This is a genomic window from Streptomyces xanthophaeus (genome assembly GCF_030440515.1).
In the GTDB taxonomy this organism is placed as follows: Bacteria; Actinomycetota; Actinomycetes; order Streptomycetales; family Streptomycetaceae; genus Streptomyces; species Streptomyces kutzneri.
Map to the genome: position 1 here is coordinate 7,188,562 of NZ_CP076543.1, position 17,770 is coordinate 7,206,331.

Sequence of the window (17,770 nt, forward strand, 5' to 3'; positions counted from 1 at the left end):
ATGCTACTGGCTTATCGGAACAAGGTGTTCGGGCAGGGCCTTCTCGCGAGGCATTTGTCCGTATTTATCCGGTGAATATCAGATACGTTCAACTGACTGACGGCAAGCGCCAGTCCACAGGCTGTGAACCCTGGCCCACCAGCAGCTCGTTCGTCCGGCTGAACGGCCGGGAGCCGAAGAACCCGTAGTCGGCCGACTTGGGGGAGGGGTGCGAGGACTCCACGACGGGCAGTTCGCCGAGCAGCGGCCGCAGGTTGCGGGCCGCCCGTCCCCAGAGGATGGAGACCAGCGGCTTGCCGCGCGCGGCCAGGGCCCGGATGGCCTGGTCGGTGACGGCTTCCCAGCCCTTGCCCTGGTGCGCGTTGGAGCGCCGGGGCGCGGTCGTGAGCGACCTGTTGAGCAGCAGGACGCCCTGCCGGGTCCACGGGGTGAGGTCGCCGTTCGCCGGGCGGCCGGTGCCGATGTCCCGGTGCATCTCCAGGAAGATGTTGTCGAGGCTCGGCGGTACCGGCCGTACGTCGGGGGCGACCGAGAAGGACAGGCCCACCGCGTGTCCCGGCGTGGGGTAGGGATCCTGCCCGACGATCAGTACCTTGACCTCGTCGAAGGGCTGTTGGAAGGCGCGCAGCACATTGGCCCCGGCCGGTACGTACGTCCTCCCCGCCGCGATCTCGGCGCGCAGGAAGTCGCCCATGGCGGCGATCTGCCCCGCCACCGGCTCCAGAGCACGGGCCCAGCCCGGCTCGACGATCTCGTTCAACGGTCGTGCTGCCACGGTGGATCACTCTACTGGCCGAACGTGGCCGCCCGCACACACAGGACGTCGGGCAGGTGCTCGGCGAGCAGTTGCCAGCTCTCGCCGTCGTCGTGGCTGGCGTACACCTCTCCGTTGCGGTTGCCGAAGTAGATGCCCGCCGGGTCCGCGTCGTCCGTGCACAGCGCGTCCCGGAGCACCGTGCCGTAGTGGTCCCCGGCCGGGAGCCCGCGCGCCAGCGGCTCCCAGGTGGCGCCCGCGTCCCGGGTGCGGAAGACCCGGCACCGGTGCTCGGCCGGGACCCGGTCGGAGTCGGCGTTGAGCGGGAAGACGTAGGCGGTGTCCGGCCGGTGCGGATGGGCCGCGACCGCGAACCCGAAGTCGGAGGGCAGGCCGCCGCCGATGTCGGTCCACCGGCCGCCCGCGTCGTCGCTGCGGTAGACGCCCCAGTGGTTCTGCAGGTACAGCCGGTCCGTGTCCCCGGCGTCCTGGGCGATCTTGTGCACGCACTGGCCGAACTCCGGGTTCGGGTCCGGCAGGAACACCGCCGAGACCCCCGTGTTGGACGGCGCCCAGCTGGCCCCGCCGTCGCGGGTCCGGAAGACCCCGGCGGTGGACACGGCCACGGTCACGGCGTCCGGGTCGCGCGGGTCGGTGATCACCGTGTGCAGGCCCTCACCGCCGCCGCCCGGTACCCACTTCCCGCGGCTCGGGTGCTCCCACAGCGGGCGGACCAGCTCGAACGAGTCGCCCCGGTCGGTCGAGCGGAACAGCGCGGCCGGTTCCGTCCCCGCGTAGACCACGTCCGGGGCCTCGGGGCCGGCCGGCTGCAGCTGCCAGACCCGCTCCAGGGAGGCCCCGGTGTCCTGGGGGAACTTCACGGCCGGCGCGGCGGGCTCGCGCCAGGTCGCGCCGAGGTCGTCGGAGCTGAAGACGGACGGCCCCCAGTGCGAGCTGTCCCCGCCGACCAGCAGCCGGGGCGCCGGGCCCCGCCGGTCGACGGCGACCGCGTAGATCGCCTGGGCGTTGAAATGGGGCCCGTCGAACTCCCAGGGCGCATCACCCCGGCGGCGGCCGATGAAGAGTCCTTTGCGGGTTCCCACGAGCAGTACTGCGTCGGCCATGGCCGGCACCTCCGGGCCTCGTCGCCCTCGGCGGGCGTTCCTTGCGGAGTATCTTTTCGGCCAGTCTGCACCCGACCGGTGACAGTGACCTGGCGGACGGTGCAGGGCTGCTGATGAGCAGATCAATACCGATCATTTACCGCCCGGAAATGGTTGCTGCTTGCATGCGGGTGTCCGTAATGGATTGACTTCAGGTCACTGCCGCCGCACGCGAGAGGACGTATGTGGCCACCGAGCACCTGCCCCCGCTCGACCTCGCCTTCTGGCGGATCGAATCCGCCGACCACCCCATGCACCTGGGTGCCCTCGCCGTCTTCCGCGCGACCGGGCCCGGCGCCGCGGAGCGGGCCGCCCGCCTGCTCACCGCCCGCTGCGCGGCCGTGCCGCGCCTGCGCCGCCGGATCCGCGACGTGCTGCTGCCGGTCGGCGCGGCCGCCTGGTCGCCGGACCCCGGCTTCGACCCGGCCCGGCACGTGTTCCTCGTCCGTACCGGCGAGGCCGTTCCGCACGCCGCCGCCGGACCTCTGATGGCCCGGCCGCTGGACCGGGCGCTGCCTCCGTGGGAGGCGCACGTGCTGGCCGGACCCGATCCGGACTCCTTCGCGGTGCTCTTCAAGTTCCACCACGCCCTCGCCGACGGCCTGGGCGCGCTGGCCCTCGCGGCCACCCTGTTCGACGAGGCGACGGCCCCCCGGCCGCCCGTGCGCCCGGTCCCCGAGCAGCGGGGCGGCTCCGTCCTGCGCCGGCTTCCCGGGGTCCTGGCGGCCCGGGTCCAGGACGTCGGCCAGGCCTTGGAGATCGGCGCCGCCGTGGCCCGCGCCGGACTGCCGCTCGGGGTGCCGGCCGCCCTCACCGCGGGCTCCGCCGGCTCGGGGGCCCGTGCGGTGGCCGGCCTCGCACTCGACCTGGACGAGGTGAACCTCGTCCGCAAGGGCGCCGGTGGCACCGTCAACGACGTGCTGATCGCCCTGGTCGCGGGCGCCCTACGGCGCTGGCTGGCGGAGCGGGGTGATCCCGAGCCCTGGGGCGCCGGCCCGCGCGCGCTGATCCCGGTGTCCCGCCGTCGCGGGCCCGGAGGCTCGGGGGGCGCCGGGAACCGGCTCTCCGGCTATCTCCTCCGGCTGCCGCTCGCCGAATCCGATCCGCTGCGCCGCCTGGACAGCGTGCGCGCCGCCATGGACCGCAACAAGGACGCCGGACCCGCCCGCGGCGCCGGGGCCGTCGCCCTGCTCGCCGACCACGTCCATCCGCTGGGCCACCGGCTCGGCGGCCCGCTCGTGGCCCAGGCCGCCCGGCTGCTCTTCGACATCCTGGTCACGAGCGTGCCGCTGCCGGGCTTCACCTTCACCCTGGGCGGCAGCCCGGTCCGCGAGGTGTACCCGCTCGCCCCGCTGGCCCGGGGGCAGTCCCTGGCCGTCGCGGTCTCCACGTACAAGGGGACGGTCCACTACGGACTGGTCGCCGACGCGGAGGCCGTCCCGGATCTGGCGGCCCTGGCGGGAGCGCTGCGCGCGGAACTCGACGAGCTTGTACGAGAGGTCTCGTAGTACGAGGAAATTCGTAGTACGGTATCTCTCGTACTTGATCGATCCCCGGCATGCCCGGTCGTATCTGGAGAGCCTGATGAGTGCTGCACCCGCCGCCTTCGCCGCCCTGTTCGCGCCCTACACGCTCCGCTCCGTCACCATCCCGAACCGGGTGTGGATGGCCCCGATGTGCCAGTACAGCGCCGAGGCGTTCGGCCCGAACGCGGGCGTGGCCGGCGACTGGCACTTCGCGCACTACGCCGCCCGCGCCACCGGCGGTACCGGGCTGATCGTCCAGGAGGCCACCGCGGTCTCCCCGGAAGGCCGGATCTCCCCCTACGACCTCGGCATCTGGAACGACACCCAGGTCGAGGCACTGTGCCGGATCACCTCCTTCGTCAAGGCCCAGGGCGCCGTCCCCGGCATCCAGATCGCACATGCCGGCCGCAAGGCCTCCACCGACCGCACCTGGAAGGGCGGACGACCGGTCGGGCCCGAGGCGCACGGCTGGCAGCCGCTCGCCCCGAGCGCGCTGCCGTTCTCCGAGGACCACCCGGTGCCGCACGAGCTGACGGTCGAGGAGATCCGGGAGATCACCGGCCAGTTCGCGGCCGCCGCCGAGCGCTCACTGGCCGCGGGCTACGAGGTCGTCGAGATCCACGGCGCCCACGGCTACCTCATCGGCGAGTTCCTCTCCCCGTTCAGCAACCGGCGCACCGACGAGTACGGCGGCTCGTTCGAGAACCGCACCCGCTTCGCCCTCGAAGTGGTGGACGCCGTACGGGCGGTGTGGCCCGAGGAACTCCCGCTGTTCTTCCGGATCTCCGCCACCGACTGGCTGGAGGACGAGGGCTGGACCGCCGACGAGACGGTCCGGCTGGCGGATCTGCTGCTGGAGCACGGGGTGGACCTGCTCGACGTCTCCACCGGCGGCCTCGCGCCGCACGCGCAGATCCCCGTGGGCCCCGGCTTCCAGGTCCCCTTCGCGGCCCGGGTCAAGGCCGGGACCGCCCTTCCCGTGGCCGCGGTCGGCCTGATCACCGAACCGGAGCAGGCCGAGAAGATCCTCGCCAACGGGGAGGCCGACGCCGTCCTGCTGGGCCGGGAACTGCTCCGCGACCCGTACTGGGCCCGCCGCGCCGCCAAGGAGCTGGGCGGGGAGATCCGTACGCCCGAGCAGTACCACCGCTCCTGGTGACGCGGGGACGGCTCCGGCGCCGCCCGCCCCGGAGCCGTACCCCCGGTTTCCCCGACCGGCCCGCCTTCTTCGACGACTCTCGTACGATGGGACCCACACACAATCCGGAACGGACCGATCGAGTGAGTGGAGCAGGGACATGACGGAACGGGACACCTCCCGCACCCTCGCCCACCCCGAAGCGGGCGAGATCCGCCTGGAAGGCGTGCTGCACGCGCTGTCCGATCCGGTCCGGCTGTCCATCGTCCTGGACCTGGCCGCCTCGGCCGAGGACCTGTCCTGCTCGTACTTCGACCTGCCGGTCACCAAGTCCACGACCACCCACCACTTCCGCGTCCTGCGCGAGAGCGGCGTCGTGCGCCAGGCCTACCGCGGCACCACCAAGCTCAACGCCCTGCGCCGGGAGGAACTGGAGACGCTCTTCCCCGGCCTCCTCGACAGCGTCCTCGCGGCGGCCGCGGCCGAGGCGGCCCGGCTCGCGTCCTGAGCCGCGGCGCGTGCGACGGGGCGGCTCGGCGGTGGCCCGGTATCTCGCCGGCGCGCTGTGACCCGACCGGATCCGTGAGGGGCCCGTCAGGCGACCTCACCGGCGGTCACGGGCGTGACCGTGTTCTCGGCGGTCACCGTCACGCCTTCGGCGATGTTCTCCTCCGTCAGCACCAGTGGGCCGAACACCGGGTTGAGGGGCAGGTCGTAGCCGGGCGGGGCCTGGGTCTCCTGCCAGTAGTAGACGCCGGTCGGCAGGGTGCGGGTGCACGTGCCGTCGGCCGAGGTGGTGCAGGTGCCGCCGATGGAGGTGTCCGGGTCGCTGCCGGTGGGCTGGAGTCCCGGGATGCCGTTGGTCTCCTCCCAGAGCTGGAAGACGGCCCCGCCCAGGGGGTTGCCGGTCGCCCCGTCCTCCTTGATCACCGTGACCTCACCGAGAGGCACACCGGGGCCCTCGCAGCCGGGATGCCCGGCCTCGCAGCGCGGCGGAGGGCACCACCCGGGGCCGCCGGCCATGGCGTGCTCCGGGCACAGGGCGGCACTCCCGCCGGCCTGGCCCGCGATGCCCGGCCGGTCGCTCCGGCCGGCCGTGCCCGCCCCGGCCGCCGCGGCGTACGAGGGCGCCGAAACCAGCAGGGCCGCCGTCGCCACCCCGAGGACCCAGGGCTGCCACCCGCTCCATGACCGGCGCAATCCGTTCGGTGCCATGACGCTCCATCCGCATACCGCTCCGGGCCTTCGTTCCAGCGACATGATCGGCCGGTGTGCCCGGGGCGGGGACGGCGACACTCCCGCCCGAGGGCATTCCGGCCCGGAGGACCACCCGGAAGCACTTGCACGGGAGAGGGCGACGTCCTACGCCCGGCCCGGGCCCGCCGCGTCCAACAGGCCCTGCCAGTCCGGGATCTTCACCGAGCGGCGGCCCAGGGAGCGCCCCAGATCGGCCTCGGCCGCCTCGATGGCCAGCCAGCCCGGCCACCGCACCGGGTGCAGACCCGCCGCCCGCAGGGCGTCCAGCGGGTCCCCGGGGAGGTCGCGCCGGGCCAGTGCCCCCGCGTCCTGGAGCAGCGAGGACACGGTCTCCTTGGCGCAGGGCCGGTTCGTGCCGATCACCCCGGTCGGGCCACGCTTGATCCAGCCCGCCACGTACTCGCCGACCGAGGCCCGGCCCGCGCGCAGCACCCGGCCCGCCGCGTGCGGGACCGTACCCTTCGCGGCGTCGAAGGGCAGCCCGGCGAGGGGAACGCCCTTGTACCCCACCGAGCGCAGCACCAACTGCGCCTCGACGTCCTCGTGCACGCCCGTCCCGGTCACACCGCCCCGCCCGTCCGGGGCGGTGCGCTCGAAGCGCATCCCGGTGACCCGGCCGTCCGGACCGCCCAGGATCTCCACCGGCCGAAGGTAGAACCGCAGTGCGATCCGGCGCGGACCCGCGTCCGGGCGGGCTCCCGACCAGCCGCGCAGCACCTCCAGGTTCCGCCGGGCCACCGCCGGCAGGGCGGCGGCCGCCTCCGGGTCGGCGTACACGGGGTCGAGGGCCAGTTCGGCCGGGTCGGCCCAGGTGTCCACGCCCGGCAGGGTGCCCAGCTCACGCAGCTCCTTGGTGGTGAACCTGCCCTGCGAGGGACCCCGCCGGGCCACCATCGCCACCTCGCGCACCCCGCTCTCCGCGAGCGCGCCGAGCGCGGGCTGCGGCATGTCCGTCGGCGTCAGTTCGGCCGTGCCCCGGGCCAGGATCCGCGTCACGTCCACCGCGACGTTGCCCGCCCCGACCACCACCGCCACATCCACGCCGGGCAGGTCGAAGGCCTCGGCGGCGGCGTCCGGGTGCCCGCTGTACCAGGACACGAAGGCCGTCGCGGAATGCACCCCGGTCAGCTCCTCGCCGGGGATCCCCAGCATCCGGTCCCGGGCCGCGCCCACGCAGTACACCACCGCGTGGTAAAGCTCCAGCAGCCGGTCCGTGGGCAGCGCCTCCCCGCCGACCTCCACGTTGCCGAGGAAGCGGATCCGCTCGTCCTCCAGCACGGTGCGCAGGCTGCCCTGGAGCGACTTGATCTTCTCGTGGTCCGGGGCGACCCCGTACCGGACGAGCCCGTAGGGGGCGGGGAGCCGGTCCAGCACGTCCACCCGTACCCCGGGCACCTCGCGCTGCTGCACCAGCGTCTGGGCCGCGTAGACCCCGCTGGGGCCCGATCCGACAACGGCGACTCGAAGCACGGCGGAGCTCCTCCCGCAGGTGGTCCCAGCATGACACCGGCCCCCCGGGGAGTCAGCCCATCGTGCGCATCCGGTGGATCTCGGCGCTCTGCGTGGCCACCACCTCGGTGGCCATCTCCTCCACGGCCACGTTGTTCCCGCCCGCCAGCGCCTCGCCGGCCATCGTCACGGCGCCCTCGTGGTGGGCGGTCATCAGGGTCAGGAAGAGCCGGTCGAAGTCGGTCCCCCTGGCCGCGGTCAGATCCGCCAGCTGCCGCTCGGTCGCCATGCCCGGCATCGCGCCGTGGTCGTGGCCCTGCCCGTGCCCGCCGGAGGCCGCCGCCGGGGCCGGATGGAGGGCCAACCACTTCTCCATCGCGCCGATTTCGGGCTTCTGGGCCGCCGTGATCCGCTCCGCCAGCCGTTTGACCCCGTCCGCCGAGGCCCGCTCGGGGGCCAGGGCGCTCATCGTCAGGGCCTGCCGGTGGTGTTCGATCATGCGCGACACGTAGGCGTGGTCGGCGGCGTTCGGGCTGTCGTCCGGTTTCGCCTTCGCGGCCTCTTCGGGCGTGAGGTGACGGGCCTTCTCGCCCGGCCGGCCCGGTGCGACGACCGCGGCCCGTCCGTCGTCGGCCCGGTCCGGCCCCTGGTCGCCCTGGCAGCCGGAGAGCGTCAGCAGGAGGCCGGCGGCCGCCGCCACCACAGCGGCGAACCGGACGGGCGGCGCCGGTAAGGACCGGGGGCGGCCCCTGAGGTCTTTTGCCATGTCCATGAAGGGAAGATACTGCCGGGGTCCTGGTTCCGCTCCCTCGCGGGCGGAGCCGATCGGGCTCTCAAGGGAGGGCACAGTGACCTCGCTACACAGCAGGCGGTTACGGAACAGGAGGGTGGGGGTGGCCGTCGCCGCGGCCGGGCTCCTCACCACGCTCCTGGCGGCCGGACCCGCGGCCGCCACCCCCGACCCGGGCGACTTGGCGCCCGGCAGCGCGCATCAGCACGGCACCGGCCTCACCGAGGGCCGGGAGCTCGCTCCGGGCGACATCCCCGGCCAGGACGAGATCGTGCACAGCGCCAACGTCACGCACCTGGCCAACATCCCCAGCAGCGACCCCGCGGGGATCAACACCGACCTGGCCTTCCAGGGCAGGTACGCCTACGCGGGCAGCTACAGCGGCTTCACCATCTACGACATCGCGAACCCGAAGGCACCGAAGACGGTCACCCAGGTGCTCTGCCCCGGCGGCCAGAACGACATCTCCGTCCACGGTGACCTGCTCTTCCTCTCCACCGACTCCTCGCGCAGCGACGACTCCTGCAACAGCGTCCCGCAGCCCGCCACGGAGAAGTCCTCGTGGGAGGGCATCAAGATCTTCGACATCAAGGACAAGAAGAACCCCAAGTACATCAAGTCCGTCGAGACCGCCTGCGGTTCACACACCCACACCCTGGTGCCGGGCGACCGCGACATCTACCTCTACGTCGCCTCGTACTCCCCGAACGAGGCCTTCCCCGACTGCAAGCCGCCGCACGACGGCATCTCGGTCGTGAAGGTCCCGAAGAAGGCGCCGACGAAGGCCGCGGTCGTCGCCTTCCCGGTCCTCTTCCCCGACGGCGGCAACCCGGGCGCGCCCACCAACCCCGGTGTCTCCAAGACCACCGGCTGCCACGACATCACCGTGCTGCCGTCGAAGAACCTGGCCGCCGGCGCCTGCATGGGTGACGGCATCCTTTTCGACATCAGCAGGCCCGAGCAGCCGCGGGTCATCGACCGGGTCCAGGACAACGTGAATTTCGCGTTCTGGCACTCGGCCACCTTCAACGAGCGTGCGAACAAGGTGGTGTTCACCGACGAACTCGGCGGCGGTGGCGGCGCCACCTGCAACGAGGCGACCGGTCCCCACCGCGGCGCCGACGGGATCTACGACATCACTGGCCGCGGGGACCAGCGCAAACTCGCCTTCCGCGGCTACTTCAAGATTCCGCGCCACCAGGCCGACACCGAGAACTGCGTGGCCCACAACGGCTCGCTGGTCCCGGTCGGCGGCGGCCGCGACATCATGGTGCAGGCCTGGTACCAGGGCGGCGTCTCCGTATGGGAGTTCACCGACTCCGCCCAGCCCAGGGAGATCGCCTACTTCGAGCGCGGACCGCTGACGACCGACCAGCTCGGACTCGGCGGGTCCTGGTCGGCGTACTACTACAACGGGCACGTCTACTCGAACGACATCGTCAAGGGCCTCGACGTGCTTCGGCTCGACGACCGGCGCACCGACAGCGCCAGGTGGGTGCGGATGGACCGGCTCAACGTGCAGACCCAGCCCGAGTACCACTGACCTCAGGGGTGCGACGGGCGCGGGGGCTGCGAAGGGTGCGAAGGGGGTGAGGGAATCGTTCCGCCGGGCGGCCCGCCGTCCGGCGGAACGCCGAGCTCCCAGTCCAGCCCGTAGCGCTGGAACAGCTCCGCCCGCAGCCGCTGTGCCGGCATCGGCGCGCCGGGCAGCAGGATCGCCACGACCGCGCCCATCAGCAGGGCCCGCAGCAGCGGATAGTCCGTGTCCGGGTCCGCCGAGCCGTACCGGACGACGGTGTCCCGCAGCAGCTCCGCCAGCCGTTGCTGCTCGGGGCACTGCACGAAGCCCTCGGCCGTGAGGATGCCCGCCATGTGCGTGCGCATCAGCAGGGGTTCGTCCCGGGCGAGCCCCAGGACCGCGTCGACGGCACGCGCGAGCCGCTCGCGCCCGCACTCACTGCGGGGCTCCCGCTCCAGCGCGGCGTACAGGGTGAGGTGCATCAGCCGGTGCACCGCGGACTGCAGCAACTGCCGTTTGCCCGGGAAGTAGTACGAGACCAGGCCGCGTGCCGCGCCCGCCCGGTCGGCGATGTCGCCGAGCGTCGTGGCCTCGTAGCCGCGCTCGGCCACGAGTTCGACCGTGGACTGCAGCAGCCGCTCCCGGGAACGTCTGCGCAATTCTTCATTGACCGATGCGCTGCGCGGGGACATGCTTACTCCTGCGTTGACTGGCTCCTGGCCAATATACTCAGCGCACGGGGTCGCCTGCTCTGGGTGACACGGGGGATCATCCAGGGCAGGCACGCCGTACCCTCACCGTTCCACCGGGTCGCAGCCGCGTATGCGGACGGGCACGGACGTCGCGAGAGCCACCAGGGCCACTCCCAGGAGCCAGCCCCCCAGCACGTCCGACGGCCAGTGCACCCCGAGGTACACACGGGTGAAGCCGACCCCGAGCACCGAGACCACGGCCACCGCCCAGGCGGCCACCGCCCAGGCGGCCACCACCCAGGCGACCGGCACACGGCCCCGGTGGGGGAGCAGCCACAGGAGCAGTCCGCACACCACCGTCGCCGTCAGGGCGTGGCCGGACGGGTAGGCCGCGTACTGCGCCGAGTCCACCGGATCCGGCCACACCGGACGTTCCCGCCCCACCAGTGCCTTCAGCCCCTGCTGCAGCGCCGAGGCCGCCAGCGTCACCAGCGCCACCCGCAGCGCCCGCCCCCGGTCGCCCCGCCACCACAGCAGCACACAGGCGACCGCCGCCAGCGCCCGCATGGTCCAGGGGTCCCACACCCGGTCGCTGAGCACCTGCATCAGGTGCGTGACCCCGGGGTGGGTGACGGCGTGGGCGTGGAGGTCCCGGGCGACCCGTTCGTCGTAGGCGAGCAGCGGTTGCCACTGCGCGAGCACCAGCGCCGTCAGGACCGCCCCCAGCAGGGCGCAGCCGATGCCCGTCCACCGCAAGTGATCGTTCCGCATGTGGAGATCCTTGCACCGCCGCCCGCCGGGCGGCGTGGGACGGCGCCGGGCAAGGCCGGGGCGTGCCTACTGGGCGAGCGCGCTCAGCCCCGGTACGAAGGCCACCAGCAGCGGGATCGCCGGGACCAGCGTGGCCAGCGCCGTCAGCCGCAGCCGGCGGCCGGGGGAGAGCCGGGGCGCCGCCGACAGCAGCCGGCGCACCCGCTGCGGAACGTGCGCGTGCTCGGGCGAGGAGGTCCCGAACACCCCCCGGTCCTCGTTGAGTCCGACCAGCGCCAGCGCGATCGTCAGCCGTCCGAACCGCCGGGAGGCCACGTCGTCGGCCGCCATCTCCACCAGCCGGTGCATCTCCGCCTCGAACGCCGCGAAGACCGGCACCTGCGGGAAGCCCCGGGCCAGCGCCCGCGAACAGTGCAGCAGCCAGTCGTGCCGGGCCGCCGCGTGCCCCTGCTCGTGCGCCAGCACCGCGTCCAGCTGGCTGCCCTTCAGCCGGCCCAGCGCCGCCGTCGTGACCACCAGCTGCGGGGCAGCTCCCGGCAGCCACCAGGCATCCGGCCGGGGACCCTCCAGGACGACGAGCCGCGCATCCGCCGGGTCCTCCCCGGGCAGCAGAGGGGCCCGTACCAGCAGTTCGCTGCCCTGCGCACGACGCCGGGCCCGGGCCCGCAGCACCTCACCGGTCAGCATCGCCGCGGTCCACAGCCCGCCGCCCGCCAGCGCGAGCGCGGTGACGGCGGCCCACGGCCCGCCGGCCGCGCCCAGGGCATAGGCGTCGGCCACCCCGTGCGGGGCGGAGGCGAACAGTCGGCCCCGGACCGCCTGCCAGGCGGCCGCCGCGCTCAGCAGCATCGACAGTCCGAAGCACAGGAGCACGGCGCCGACCACGCACTGCCACACCCACAGGGCGACGACCGGCTCACGCTCGGGCCACCGGGCCCGGGCCAGCAGACGGGGGGCGAGCACCGCGGTCAGGGCGCCGAGCAGCAGGAGAACGGCGGGGACCATCATGGCCGCCAGCCTATGAGCGAGGGACTACCTGCGGGTACGTCCGCGCGCGAAGGGTGACGCAGGACACGTCCGCCGGCGCCGTCACATGGTGAGCAGCATGGCCAACATCCCCATTCCCATGGCGAGTCGGCAGGCGCGGACGAGTTCGGCGGGTCCGCCCCGGCCGGCGGCCGGCCGCGGGGACACGGAGTCGCCCGCGGTGATCAGCCGGGTCCCGCCGAGCATCACGTACCCGGCGTAGTAGAGGAGCAGCGCACCCGTCAGCAGGGGCGGCCCGGCCACCTGGGCGTGCTGCGGCCCGTGCTCCGCCCCGGGCCCGGCCGACAGGGCCATGTAGACCATCGTCAGGGAGCCCACCAGGTGGTGCGCGTGGTGCGGTCCGCCCCGCAGCAGCCACAGGGCGTGCAGGGCCGCGCCGCAGAAGACCACACCCAGCACGGGCGCCCGCCACCCGTCGCCGCGCCCGCCGAGGGGTACGGCCATCAGCGCCATCCCGAATCCCATCACCGCCTCCCCGGCGGCGCCGCCGTCCGAACCCCGCGCCCGGTACAGGCAGTACGCACCACTCACCGCACACAGCAGCACCAGCAGCCAGGAGGAGACGGAGGGGGTGAGGGACGTGGCGGAACCGTGCACGGCGGAACCTCCCGGTTCGTCGGCGTCACGGGGAGAGATGCCCCTCTCACACCACCCTCACGCGGCTCCGGGATACGCTCTCCCTGCCTTCCAGGCATGTCATATGCCGCCGCACTGAACGGAGCGCCCGATGTCGACCGCCCAGCCCGCCGCCCTGAGTTTCCGTAGCGCCGTCGAGGCGGACGTGCCGGAACTGGTGGAACTCGTCGAGTCCGCCTACCGCGGGGACGCGAGCCGGGCCGGCTGGACCACCGAGGCCGACTACCTGGACGGGCAGCGCACCGACCCGGACGGGGTCCGCGCCGTCATCGCCGCCCCGGACGGGGTCCTGCTCGTCGTCGAGCGCGCGGGTGAACTCGTCGCCTGCTGCCAGCTCGAACACCGGGACGACCACGTCTACTTCGGGATGTTCGCCGTCCGCCCCGGCCTCCAGGGCGGGGGCCTCGGCAAGGAGATCCTGGCCGAGGCCGAGCGCCGCGCCCGCGAGACGTGGGGCGCCAAGGAGATGCGGATGACGGTGGTGCACGTACGGGAGGAGCTCATCGCGTACTACGTGCGCCGCGGCTACCGGCGCACCGGCGAGCTGAGCCCCTTCCCCTACGGTGACGAGCGCTTCGGCGTCCCGCTCCGCGACGACCTGGCCTTCGAGCTGCTGGTCAAGTCGCTCTGAGCCGGAGCCGGAGCCGGAGCCGTATCCGGAGCTGCGTCCGGAGCCGGGCCGCCGTCGTCAGGCGGTGAAGCGCCCGGTGCTGCGGATCTCCGGGAAGTCCGTGGCGGCGCCGTCCAGTCCGAGCGCCCGCGCGAGCCGCAGCAGGTCCAGGGTGTCGACCGCCCGGCCCGTCACGCGCAGGCCCGCCGCGTGCGCCGCGTCGACCGTCTCCAGGCTGAGCCGGTGGATGTCCACGGCGACGGTCGCGGCGCCCACGGCCAGTGCCCGGTCCACCACGGACCCGGCCCCGACGCCGGCGGAGGCCGCGTACAGGACGGTCCGTACGCCCGGCACCAGCCGGGCCGTCTCGGCGAGCACCGCCTCCTGGGTGGAGGCCACCTCCACCCGGGAGGTCAGGTCGTGGCGCAGGATCAGCTCCGCGAGCACCGCGGCGGTGGCCAGGTCGGCGACGAAGGCCTGGAGCGGTACCCGGACCGCGTCCAGGACCTCCTCCAGGACCGGCACGTGCTCGCCCTGACCGGCGTCCAGCTCGCGCAGCTCGGCCAGGGTCAGATCGGCGACGGCCCCCGAGCCGTCGGTGGTCCGGTCCACCTCGGGGTCGTGCACGGCGACGAGGGCTCCGTCCTTGCTCAGGCGCAGATCCAGAGCGATGACGTCCATGCCGCAACGTTCCGCTCGGAGGTACGACCGCAGGGTGTTCTCCGGTTCGACACCCATGACCCCGCGGTGACCGATGGTGAGGAAAGTCAAGGTTCTCTCGCTTCCGTCGACGGCGGCTCCCCGCGCGGCTTCGGTGTCCCGACCGGCCGCGCGCGATGAGGTCGCATGCTAGTGCGCCGCGGGTGCGAAGGGACCGGGCGTGCAAGGCCCCGCAGGAGCGCCCCGGCCGCTTCCCGCCAGGGTTGTGCGCCCCGCCGGGACCGGTGCCGCGCCTGTCGCGTCACCCGGGCGTGGGCGCGTCCCCGCCGGCTTGACGGCCCGGGTCCTCCTGGGGCGCGGCCAGCGCGTCCAGGTCGGCGAGCAGGGCCTCGGCGAGCTCCAGTTCGGCCAGGTGCTGCCGCTCGCTCCAGCGCAGCGCGAGGGTCGGGAAGGTCCATTCCGGTACGCCGCTCGCGTGGTCCATGGCCTCCCGTACGGCGGCCAGCTCGCCCCGGGTGCGCTCCAGGTGCTCGCCGACCATCGCGCGCAGCCGCTCCGGCTCGGCCAGGTGGCCGAGCCAGATCCGCAGCAGCAGGCCGTGCTTGAGCACGGGGGGACCGGCCTCGCCGGTGTCGGCGGCCCAGCCGGCCAGCGCGCCCCGCCCCGCGTCGGTGATGGCGTAACGCCGCTTGGCCCGTGCCTCCTCGGGTCCCGAGCGCACGGAGGCCGCGTAGCCCAGTTCCTCCAGGCGGCGCAGCTCCGCGTAGATCTGGCTGATCGCCGGTGACCAGTAGAAGAAGCGGAGCGAGGAGTCCGCCCACTTCTTCAGCTCGTAGCCGGTCCGCTCGCCGGGGAAGGAGAGCAGACCCAGAACGGCCCACGCGGTCGGCGGCAGCTCTTGCTTCTTCGACTCCTGACTACTAGTCATATTTCGAATTGAAGTGAGACCGGGAACGCGACGCAACCCTGGAGGCACAGTGAAATTCTCCGTGATCTTCGAAGCTCAGCTTGCCGACCCGACGGTGGAACGGGAGCACCGGCTCATCCGCGACTGCGTCGAGCAGGCCGTGCTCGCCGAACGCATGGGATTCGACCGGATCTGGGCGGTCGAGCACCACTCGCTCAAGTGGTACGCCCACATGAGTGCCCCCGAGATCTTCCTGACCTGGGTCGCGGCCAGGACGAACACCATACGCATCGGCCACGGCGTCGTGTGCATGCCCTTCAACTTCAACCACCCGGTGCGGGTCGCGGAGCGGGCCGCCATGCTCGACCTGCTCTCGGGCGGGCGCCTGGACCTCGGGGCCGGGCGCGGGGGCACCGAGCAGGAGACCTCGCTGTGCGGGGTGGACCGGGACCGCACCACGGCCGAGGTCGAGGAGGCCCTGCGGATCATCGGCAGGGCCTGGCAGGAGGAGGAGCTGGAGTATCACGGCGAGCTGATCGACATCGACCCGCACCCGATCCTGCCGAGGCCGCGGCAGACCCCGCACCCGCCGCTGTTCCTGGCGTGCAGCCGGGGCGAGACCCTGGTCCAGGCGGCCGAGCTGGGGATCGGGGCGCTGGTGATGGGCTTCGCCGGCCCCGAGTCCATCGCGCGGATGCGGTCCGTCTACGACGCGGCGATCGCCGGGCGCGACGGGAGCCGGTTCGTGTCCACCGCGGTCAACGACCACTTCTCCGTGCTCTGCCCGACCATCGTGCTCGACGACCGGGAGGAGGCGCGCCGGATCGGCACCCGCGGGCAGCGGTTCTTCGCCCAGTCCATCGGCCACTGGTACGGCGGGGCCGGCGTCCCGGACGAGGCCGTGGTGGCGGGCGCCGACGAGGCCGCGGAGATGCGCAGGGCCGCCGAGCAGGTGGTGGCCCGGCTGTACGAGCTGGACATCCCGGTCCGGCCGGCCTCCGCGGCCACCTTCAACGCCGACCACGCCTACGGGACCGCCGACGACGCGATCGCGTACGCCGAGCGGCTCAGGGAGGCGGGCGCCGACGAGATCATGTGCCTGATCCAGATGGGCACGGTGGAGCAGGAGGCCTGTCTGGAGACCCTGAGGCAATGGGGCGAAAAGGTCATTCCGCACTTCCGGGGCGCATGATGGGTGTGTGATGTGCGCCTCTGTCGCCCGTCGGGCTCCGCCCGCCCCGGCCCGGCCGGTTTCCCCGCCGCCGGCCGAGAAGCCTTGGCGCAATTGGGCGGAGTGGTCGGTTCCGCGCTGACGAACGGGAAGACTTCCGGTGAAATGGGGGGTGACGCAGGATAATTTCCCGAGTTCCCTCTTGAGGGGGAGAGCCTCGCACGCATACGCTGCCCATACGTGAGGTTCTCCTGTGGAGGAAGTGACATGACGGAAACTCTTGTGCCCGGTACCGGCGGCGCCGTGATAACCGCTGGAGCGCGGGTGGTCGACCACCCCGCGTGGCCCGAGCTCAAGGCCGCCGTGGAGGAGATCCGGCCCTGGCAGGCCAAGGACGGCTCCATCGACTTCGAGGTCGAAGGCGCGCACGGCCGTGCCACCGTCCTGGCCGCGGTGGAACGCGTGATCACGGCGGTCGAGACGCTGTCGCCGCTGCTCCCGCACGCGACCGCGTACCACCAGGCCCTCGTCGCCGACCTGCGCAAGTGGGCCGCCGACGACTTCAAGGTGCCGGACTTCCTCGACTCCCTGCTGGCCTTCCACCCGGCCGCGGAGCGCGCCGACGGGCTCCAGCACCTCGTCGTCTTCCCCATGTACACCCAGAACGGCAACCTGGACCGCAACCTGGAAGCCGTCGTGCTCAAGATGGTGTGGCCCGAGTGGCTCGCCGAGCTGGAGCGCACCCGGTACGACAACCCGCTCTTCCTTGGCATCACATTCGAGGACTTCACGCCGGGCTACGACACCCACTCCGCCGTGCTCTTCCCGGAGACCATCGCCGTGCGCGAGGCCCCCGAGCGCTTCACCTGGGGCGGCATCTTCTGTGACCGCGAGGCCGCCCGCTACCGCAAGGTGACCGAGGCCGCCGTCGACATCCTGGGCATCGACCTGCCCGAGGACATCGCCCGCATGGTCGAGGACCAGGAGCGCTGCGAGAAGGCCTTCGTCCTGTGGGACATGGTCCACGACCGCACCCACAGCCACGGCGACCTGCCGTTCGACCCCTTCATGATCAAGCAGCGCCAGCCGTTCTGGATGTACGGACTGGAGGAGCTGCGCTGCGACCTCACCGCCTTCAAGGAGGCCGTGAAGCTGGAGTCCGAGGGCAACGAGCACGGCCGTGACGTGCAGTACGCCGTCCTCTTCGACCGGATGTTCCGCTTCCCGGTCTCCGGCGACCGCAACCGCAACTACGACGGCCTCGGTGGCCAGCTCCTCTTCGCCTACCTCCACAAGCACGACGTCGTGCGCTGGACGGACAACAAGCTGAAGATCGACTGGATGCGCGCCCCGCAGGTCACCAACCAGCTGTGCGGCGAGATCGAGGACCTGTACCGGGCCGGCATCGACCGCCCGAAGCTCGTGCACTGGTTCAAGGCGTACGAGCTGGTCTCCACCTACCTCGCCCCGCACCCGGGTTCCAAGTGGGCCAAGGGCGCCGACGCCCTGGACCTGACGCAGCCGCCGCGCAAGCTCGTGGACGACGTGCTTCCGGACGAGTTTCCGCTCAGCATGTTCTTTGAGGCGCTCGCCAAGAAGCTCAAGGGGACGATCGCCGCGACCAAGGGCATCACGGCCCTGAATGCAGAGCAGGCCGAGCGAGTCGCCGCGTGAGCACTC

18 protein-coding genes are annotated in these 17,770 nt (G+C 72.7%); 7 read left to right on the forward strand and 11 right to left on the reverse strand.

From position 1 onward, the window contains the following. Positions 1-88: 88 nt before the first annotated feature. On the reverse strand, positions 89-775 hold the full coding sequence (locus KO717_RS32010; RefSeq protein WP_030012774.1) for a uracil-DNA glycosylase: 687 nt from the start codon (positions 773-775) through the stop codon (positions 89-91). 11 nt (positions 776-786) lie between these two features. Then, complete coding sequence (locus KO717_RS32015) at positions 787-1,878, reverse strand: WD40/YVTN/BNR-like repeat-containing protein (protein ID WP_301372935.1); 1,092 nt, start codon at positions 1,876-1,878, stop codon at positions 787-789. Positions 1,879-2,102: 224 nt separating this feature from the next. Between KO717_RS32015 and KO717_RS32020 the strand changes: the two genes are divergently transcribed. The 3 genes from KO717_RS32020 (at position 2,103) to KO717_RS32030 (ending at position 5,089) form a co-directional block, all read left to right on the forward strand. Continuing rightward, positions 2,103-3,425 (forward strand): wax ester/triacylglycerol synthase family O-acyltransferase, encoded by a 1,323-nt coding sequence (locus tag KO717_RS32020; RefSeq protein ID WP_301372936.1) that lies wholly within the window; start codon positions 2,103-2,105, stop codon positions 3,423-3,425. A gap of 76 nt (positions 3,426-3,501) precedes the next feature. Continuing rightward, positions 3,502-4,602, forward strand: a complete 1,101-nt coding sequence (locus KO717_RS32025; RefSeq protein WP_301372937.1) for an NADH:flavin oxidoreductase/NADH oxidase — start codon at positions 3,502-3,504, stop codon at positions 4,600-4,602. Between the two features lie 139 nt (positions 4,603-4,741). Next, positions 4,742-5,089 carry an ArsR/SmtB family transcription factor gene (locus KO717_RS32030; RefSeq protein ID WP_301372938.1) on the forward strand — a complete coding sequence of 116 codons (348 nt, stop codon included), beginning with the start codon at positions 4,742-4,744 and terminating at the stop codon, positions 5,087-5,089. Between the two features lie 86 nt (positions 5,090-5,175). On the opposite strand, the gene KO717_RS32035 is transcribed toward KO717_RS32030, so the two are convergent. The 3 genes from KO717_RS32035 to KO717_RS32045 form a co-directional block, all read right to left on the reverse strand. Next, positions 5,176-5,796 (reverse strand): prealbumin-like fold domain-containing protein, encoded by a 621-nt coding sequence (locus tag KO717_RS32035; RefSeq protein WP_301372939.1) that lies wholly within the window; start codon positions 5,794-5,796, stop codon positions 5,176-5,178. A 147-nt stretch (positions 5,797-5,943) separates the two neighbouring features. Next, positions 5,944-7,308, reverse strand: a complete 1,365-nt coding sequence (locus KO717_RS32040; protein ID WP_301372940.1) for an FAD-dependent oxidoreductase — start codon at positions 7,306-7,308, stop codon at positions 5,944-5,946. 52 nt (positions 7,309-7,360) lie between these two features. After that, positions 7,361-8,053: a DUF305 domain-containing protein gene (locus KO717_RS32045; RefSeq protein ID WP_301374890.1), complete on the reverse strand. Its 693-nt coding sequence runs from the start codon at positions 8,051-8,053 to the stop codon at positions 7,361-7,363. Positions 8,054-8,135: 82 nt separating this feature from the next. Between KO717_RS32045 and KO717_RS32050 the strand changes: the two genes are divergently transcribed. Continuing rightward, the gene (locus tag KO717_RS32050) at positions 8,136-9,620 is read left to right on the forward strand and encodes an LVIVD repeat-containing protein (RefSeq protein ID WP_301372941.1); all 1,485 of its coding nucleotides are present in this window, start codon (positions 8,136-8,138) and stop codon (positions 9,618-9,620) included. A gap of 2 nt (positions 9,621-9,622) precedes the next feature. On the opposite strand, the gene KO717_RS32055 is transcribed toward KO717_RS32050, so the two are convergent. From KO717_RS32055 to KO717_RS32070, 4 genes are all read right to left on the reverse strand, one after another. Continuing rightward, positions 9,623-10,288 carry a TetR/AcrR family transcriptional regulator gene (locus tag KO717_RS32055; protein ID WP_301372942.1) on the reverse strand — a complete coding sequence of 222 codons (666 nt, stop codon included), beginning with the start codon at positions 10,286-10,288 and terminating at the stop codon, positions 9,623-9,625. A gap of 102 nt (positions 10,289-10,390) precedes the next feature. After that, positions 10,391-11,059, reverse strand: coding sequence for a phosphatase PAP2 family protein (locus KO717_RS32060; RefSeq protein WP_301372943.1), 669 nt, complete (start codon positions 11,057-11,059; stop codon positions 10,391-10,393). Positions 11,060-11,125: 66 nt separating this feature from the next. Next, complete coding sequence (locus KO717_RS32065) at positions 11,126-12,067, reverse strand: M56 family metallopeptidase (protein ID WP_301372944.1); 942 nt, start codon at positions 12,065-12,067, stop codon at positions 11,126-11,128. Between the two features lie 81 nt (positions 12,068-12,148). After that, positions 12,149-12,703 (reverse strand): DUF5134 domain-containing protein, encoded by a 555-nt coding sequence (locus tag KO717_RS32070; protein ID WP_301372945.1) that lies wholly within the window; start codon positions 12,701-12,703, stop codon positions 12,149-12,151. A gap of 130 nt (positions 12,704-12,833) precedes the next feature. Between KO717_RS32070 and KO717_RS32075 the strand changes: the two genes are divergently transcribed. After that, positions 12,834-13,373, forward strand: coding sequence for a GNAT family N-acetyltransferase (locus KO717_RS32075; RefSeq protein WP_301372946.1), 540 nt, complete (start codon positions 12,834-12,836; stop codon positions 13,371-13,373). 57 nt (positions 13,374-13,430) lie between these two features. On the opposite strand, the gene KO717_RS32080 is transcribed toward KO717_RS32075, so the two are convergent. Both KO717_RS32080 and KO717_RS32085 read right to left on the reverse strand, forming a co-directional pair. Further along, a complete protein-coding gene (locus KO717_RS32080) occupies positions 13,431-14,123 on the reverse strand; it encodes a glycerophosphodiester phosphodiesterase (RefSeq protein ID WP_301372947.1) in 693 nt (230 codons plus the stop codon). A 190-nt stretch (positions 14,124-14,313) separates the two neighbouring features. After that, on the reverse strand, positions 14,314-14,940 hold the full coding sequence (locus KO717_RS32085) for a PadR family transcriptional regulator (RefSeq protein WP_301372948.1): 627 nt from the start codon (positions 14,938-14,940) through the stop codon (positions 14,314-14,316). 49 nt (positions 14,941-14,989) lie between these two features. Here KO717_RS32085 and KO717_RS32090 point away from each other — a divergent pair, with 49 nt between their 5' ends. Both KO717_RS32090 and KO717_RS32095 read left to right on the forward strand, forming a co-directional pair. Further along, positions 14,990-16,111 (forward strand): LLM class flavin-dependent oxidoreductase, encoded by a 1,122-nt coding sequence (locus KO717_RS32090; protein WP_301372949.1) that lies wholly within the window; start codon positions 14,990-14,992, stop codon positions 16,109-16,111. A gap of 246 nt (positions 16,112-16,357) precedes the next feature. Continuing rightward, positions 16,358-17,764: a DUF6421 family protein gene (locus KO717_RS32095; protein ID WP_301372950.1), complete on the forward strand. Its 1,407-nt coding sequence runs from the start codon at positions 16,358-16,360 to the stop codon at positions 17,762-17,764. The last annotated feature ends 6 nt before the right edge of the window (positions 17,765-17,770 follow it).

Coding starts and splice junctions, on each gene's coding strand:
- KO717_RS32095 (WP_301372950.1), top strand. CDS start 16,358: ATGACGGAAACTCTTGTGCCCGGTACCGGCGGCGCCGTGATAACCGCT.
- KO717_RS32015 (WP_301372935.1), bottom strand. CDS start 1,878: ATGGCCGACGCAGTACTGCTCGTGGGAACCCGCAAAGGACTCTTCATC.
- KO717_RS32060 (WP_301372943.1), bottom strand. CDS start 11,059: ATGCGGAACGATCACTTGCGGTGGACGGGCATCGGCTGCGCCCTGCTG.
- KO717_RS32025 (WP_301372937.1), top strand. CDS start 3,502: ATGAGTGCTGCACCCGCCGCCTTCGCCGCCCTGTTCGCGCCCTACACG.
- KO717_RS32065 (WP_301372944.1), bottom strand. CDS start 12,067: ATGATGGTCCCCGCCGTTCTCCTGCTGCTCGGCGCCCTGACCGCGGTG.
- KO717_RS32075 (WP_301372946.1), top strand. CDS start 12,834: ATGTCGACCGCCCAGCCCGCCGCCCTGAGTTTCCGTAGCGCCGTCGAG.
- KO717_RS32035 (WP_301372939.1), bottom strand. CDS start 5,796: ATGGCACCGAACGGATTGCGCCGGTCATGGAGCGGGTGGCAGCCCTGG.
- KO717_RS32085 (WP_301372948.1), bottom strand. CDS start 14,940: ATGACTAGTAGTCAGGAGTCGAAGAAGCAAGAGCTGCCGCCGACCGCG.
- KO717_RS32030 (WP_301372938.1), top strand. CDS start 4,742: ATGACGGAACGGGACACCTCCCGCACCCTCGCCCACCCCGAAGCGGGC.
- KO717_RS32045 (WP_301374890.1), bottom strand. CDS start 8,053: ATGGCAAAAGACCTCAGGGGCCGCCCCCGGTCCTTACCGGCGCCGCCC.
- KO717_RS32055 (WP_301372942.1), bottom strand. CDS start 10,288: ATGTCCCCGCGCAGCGCATCGGTCAATGAAGAATTGCGCAGACGTTCC.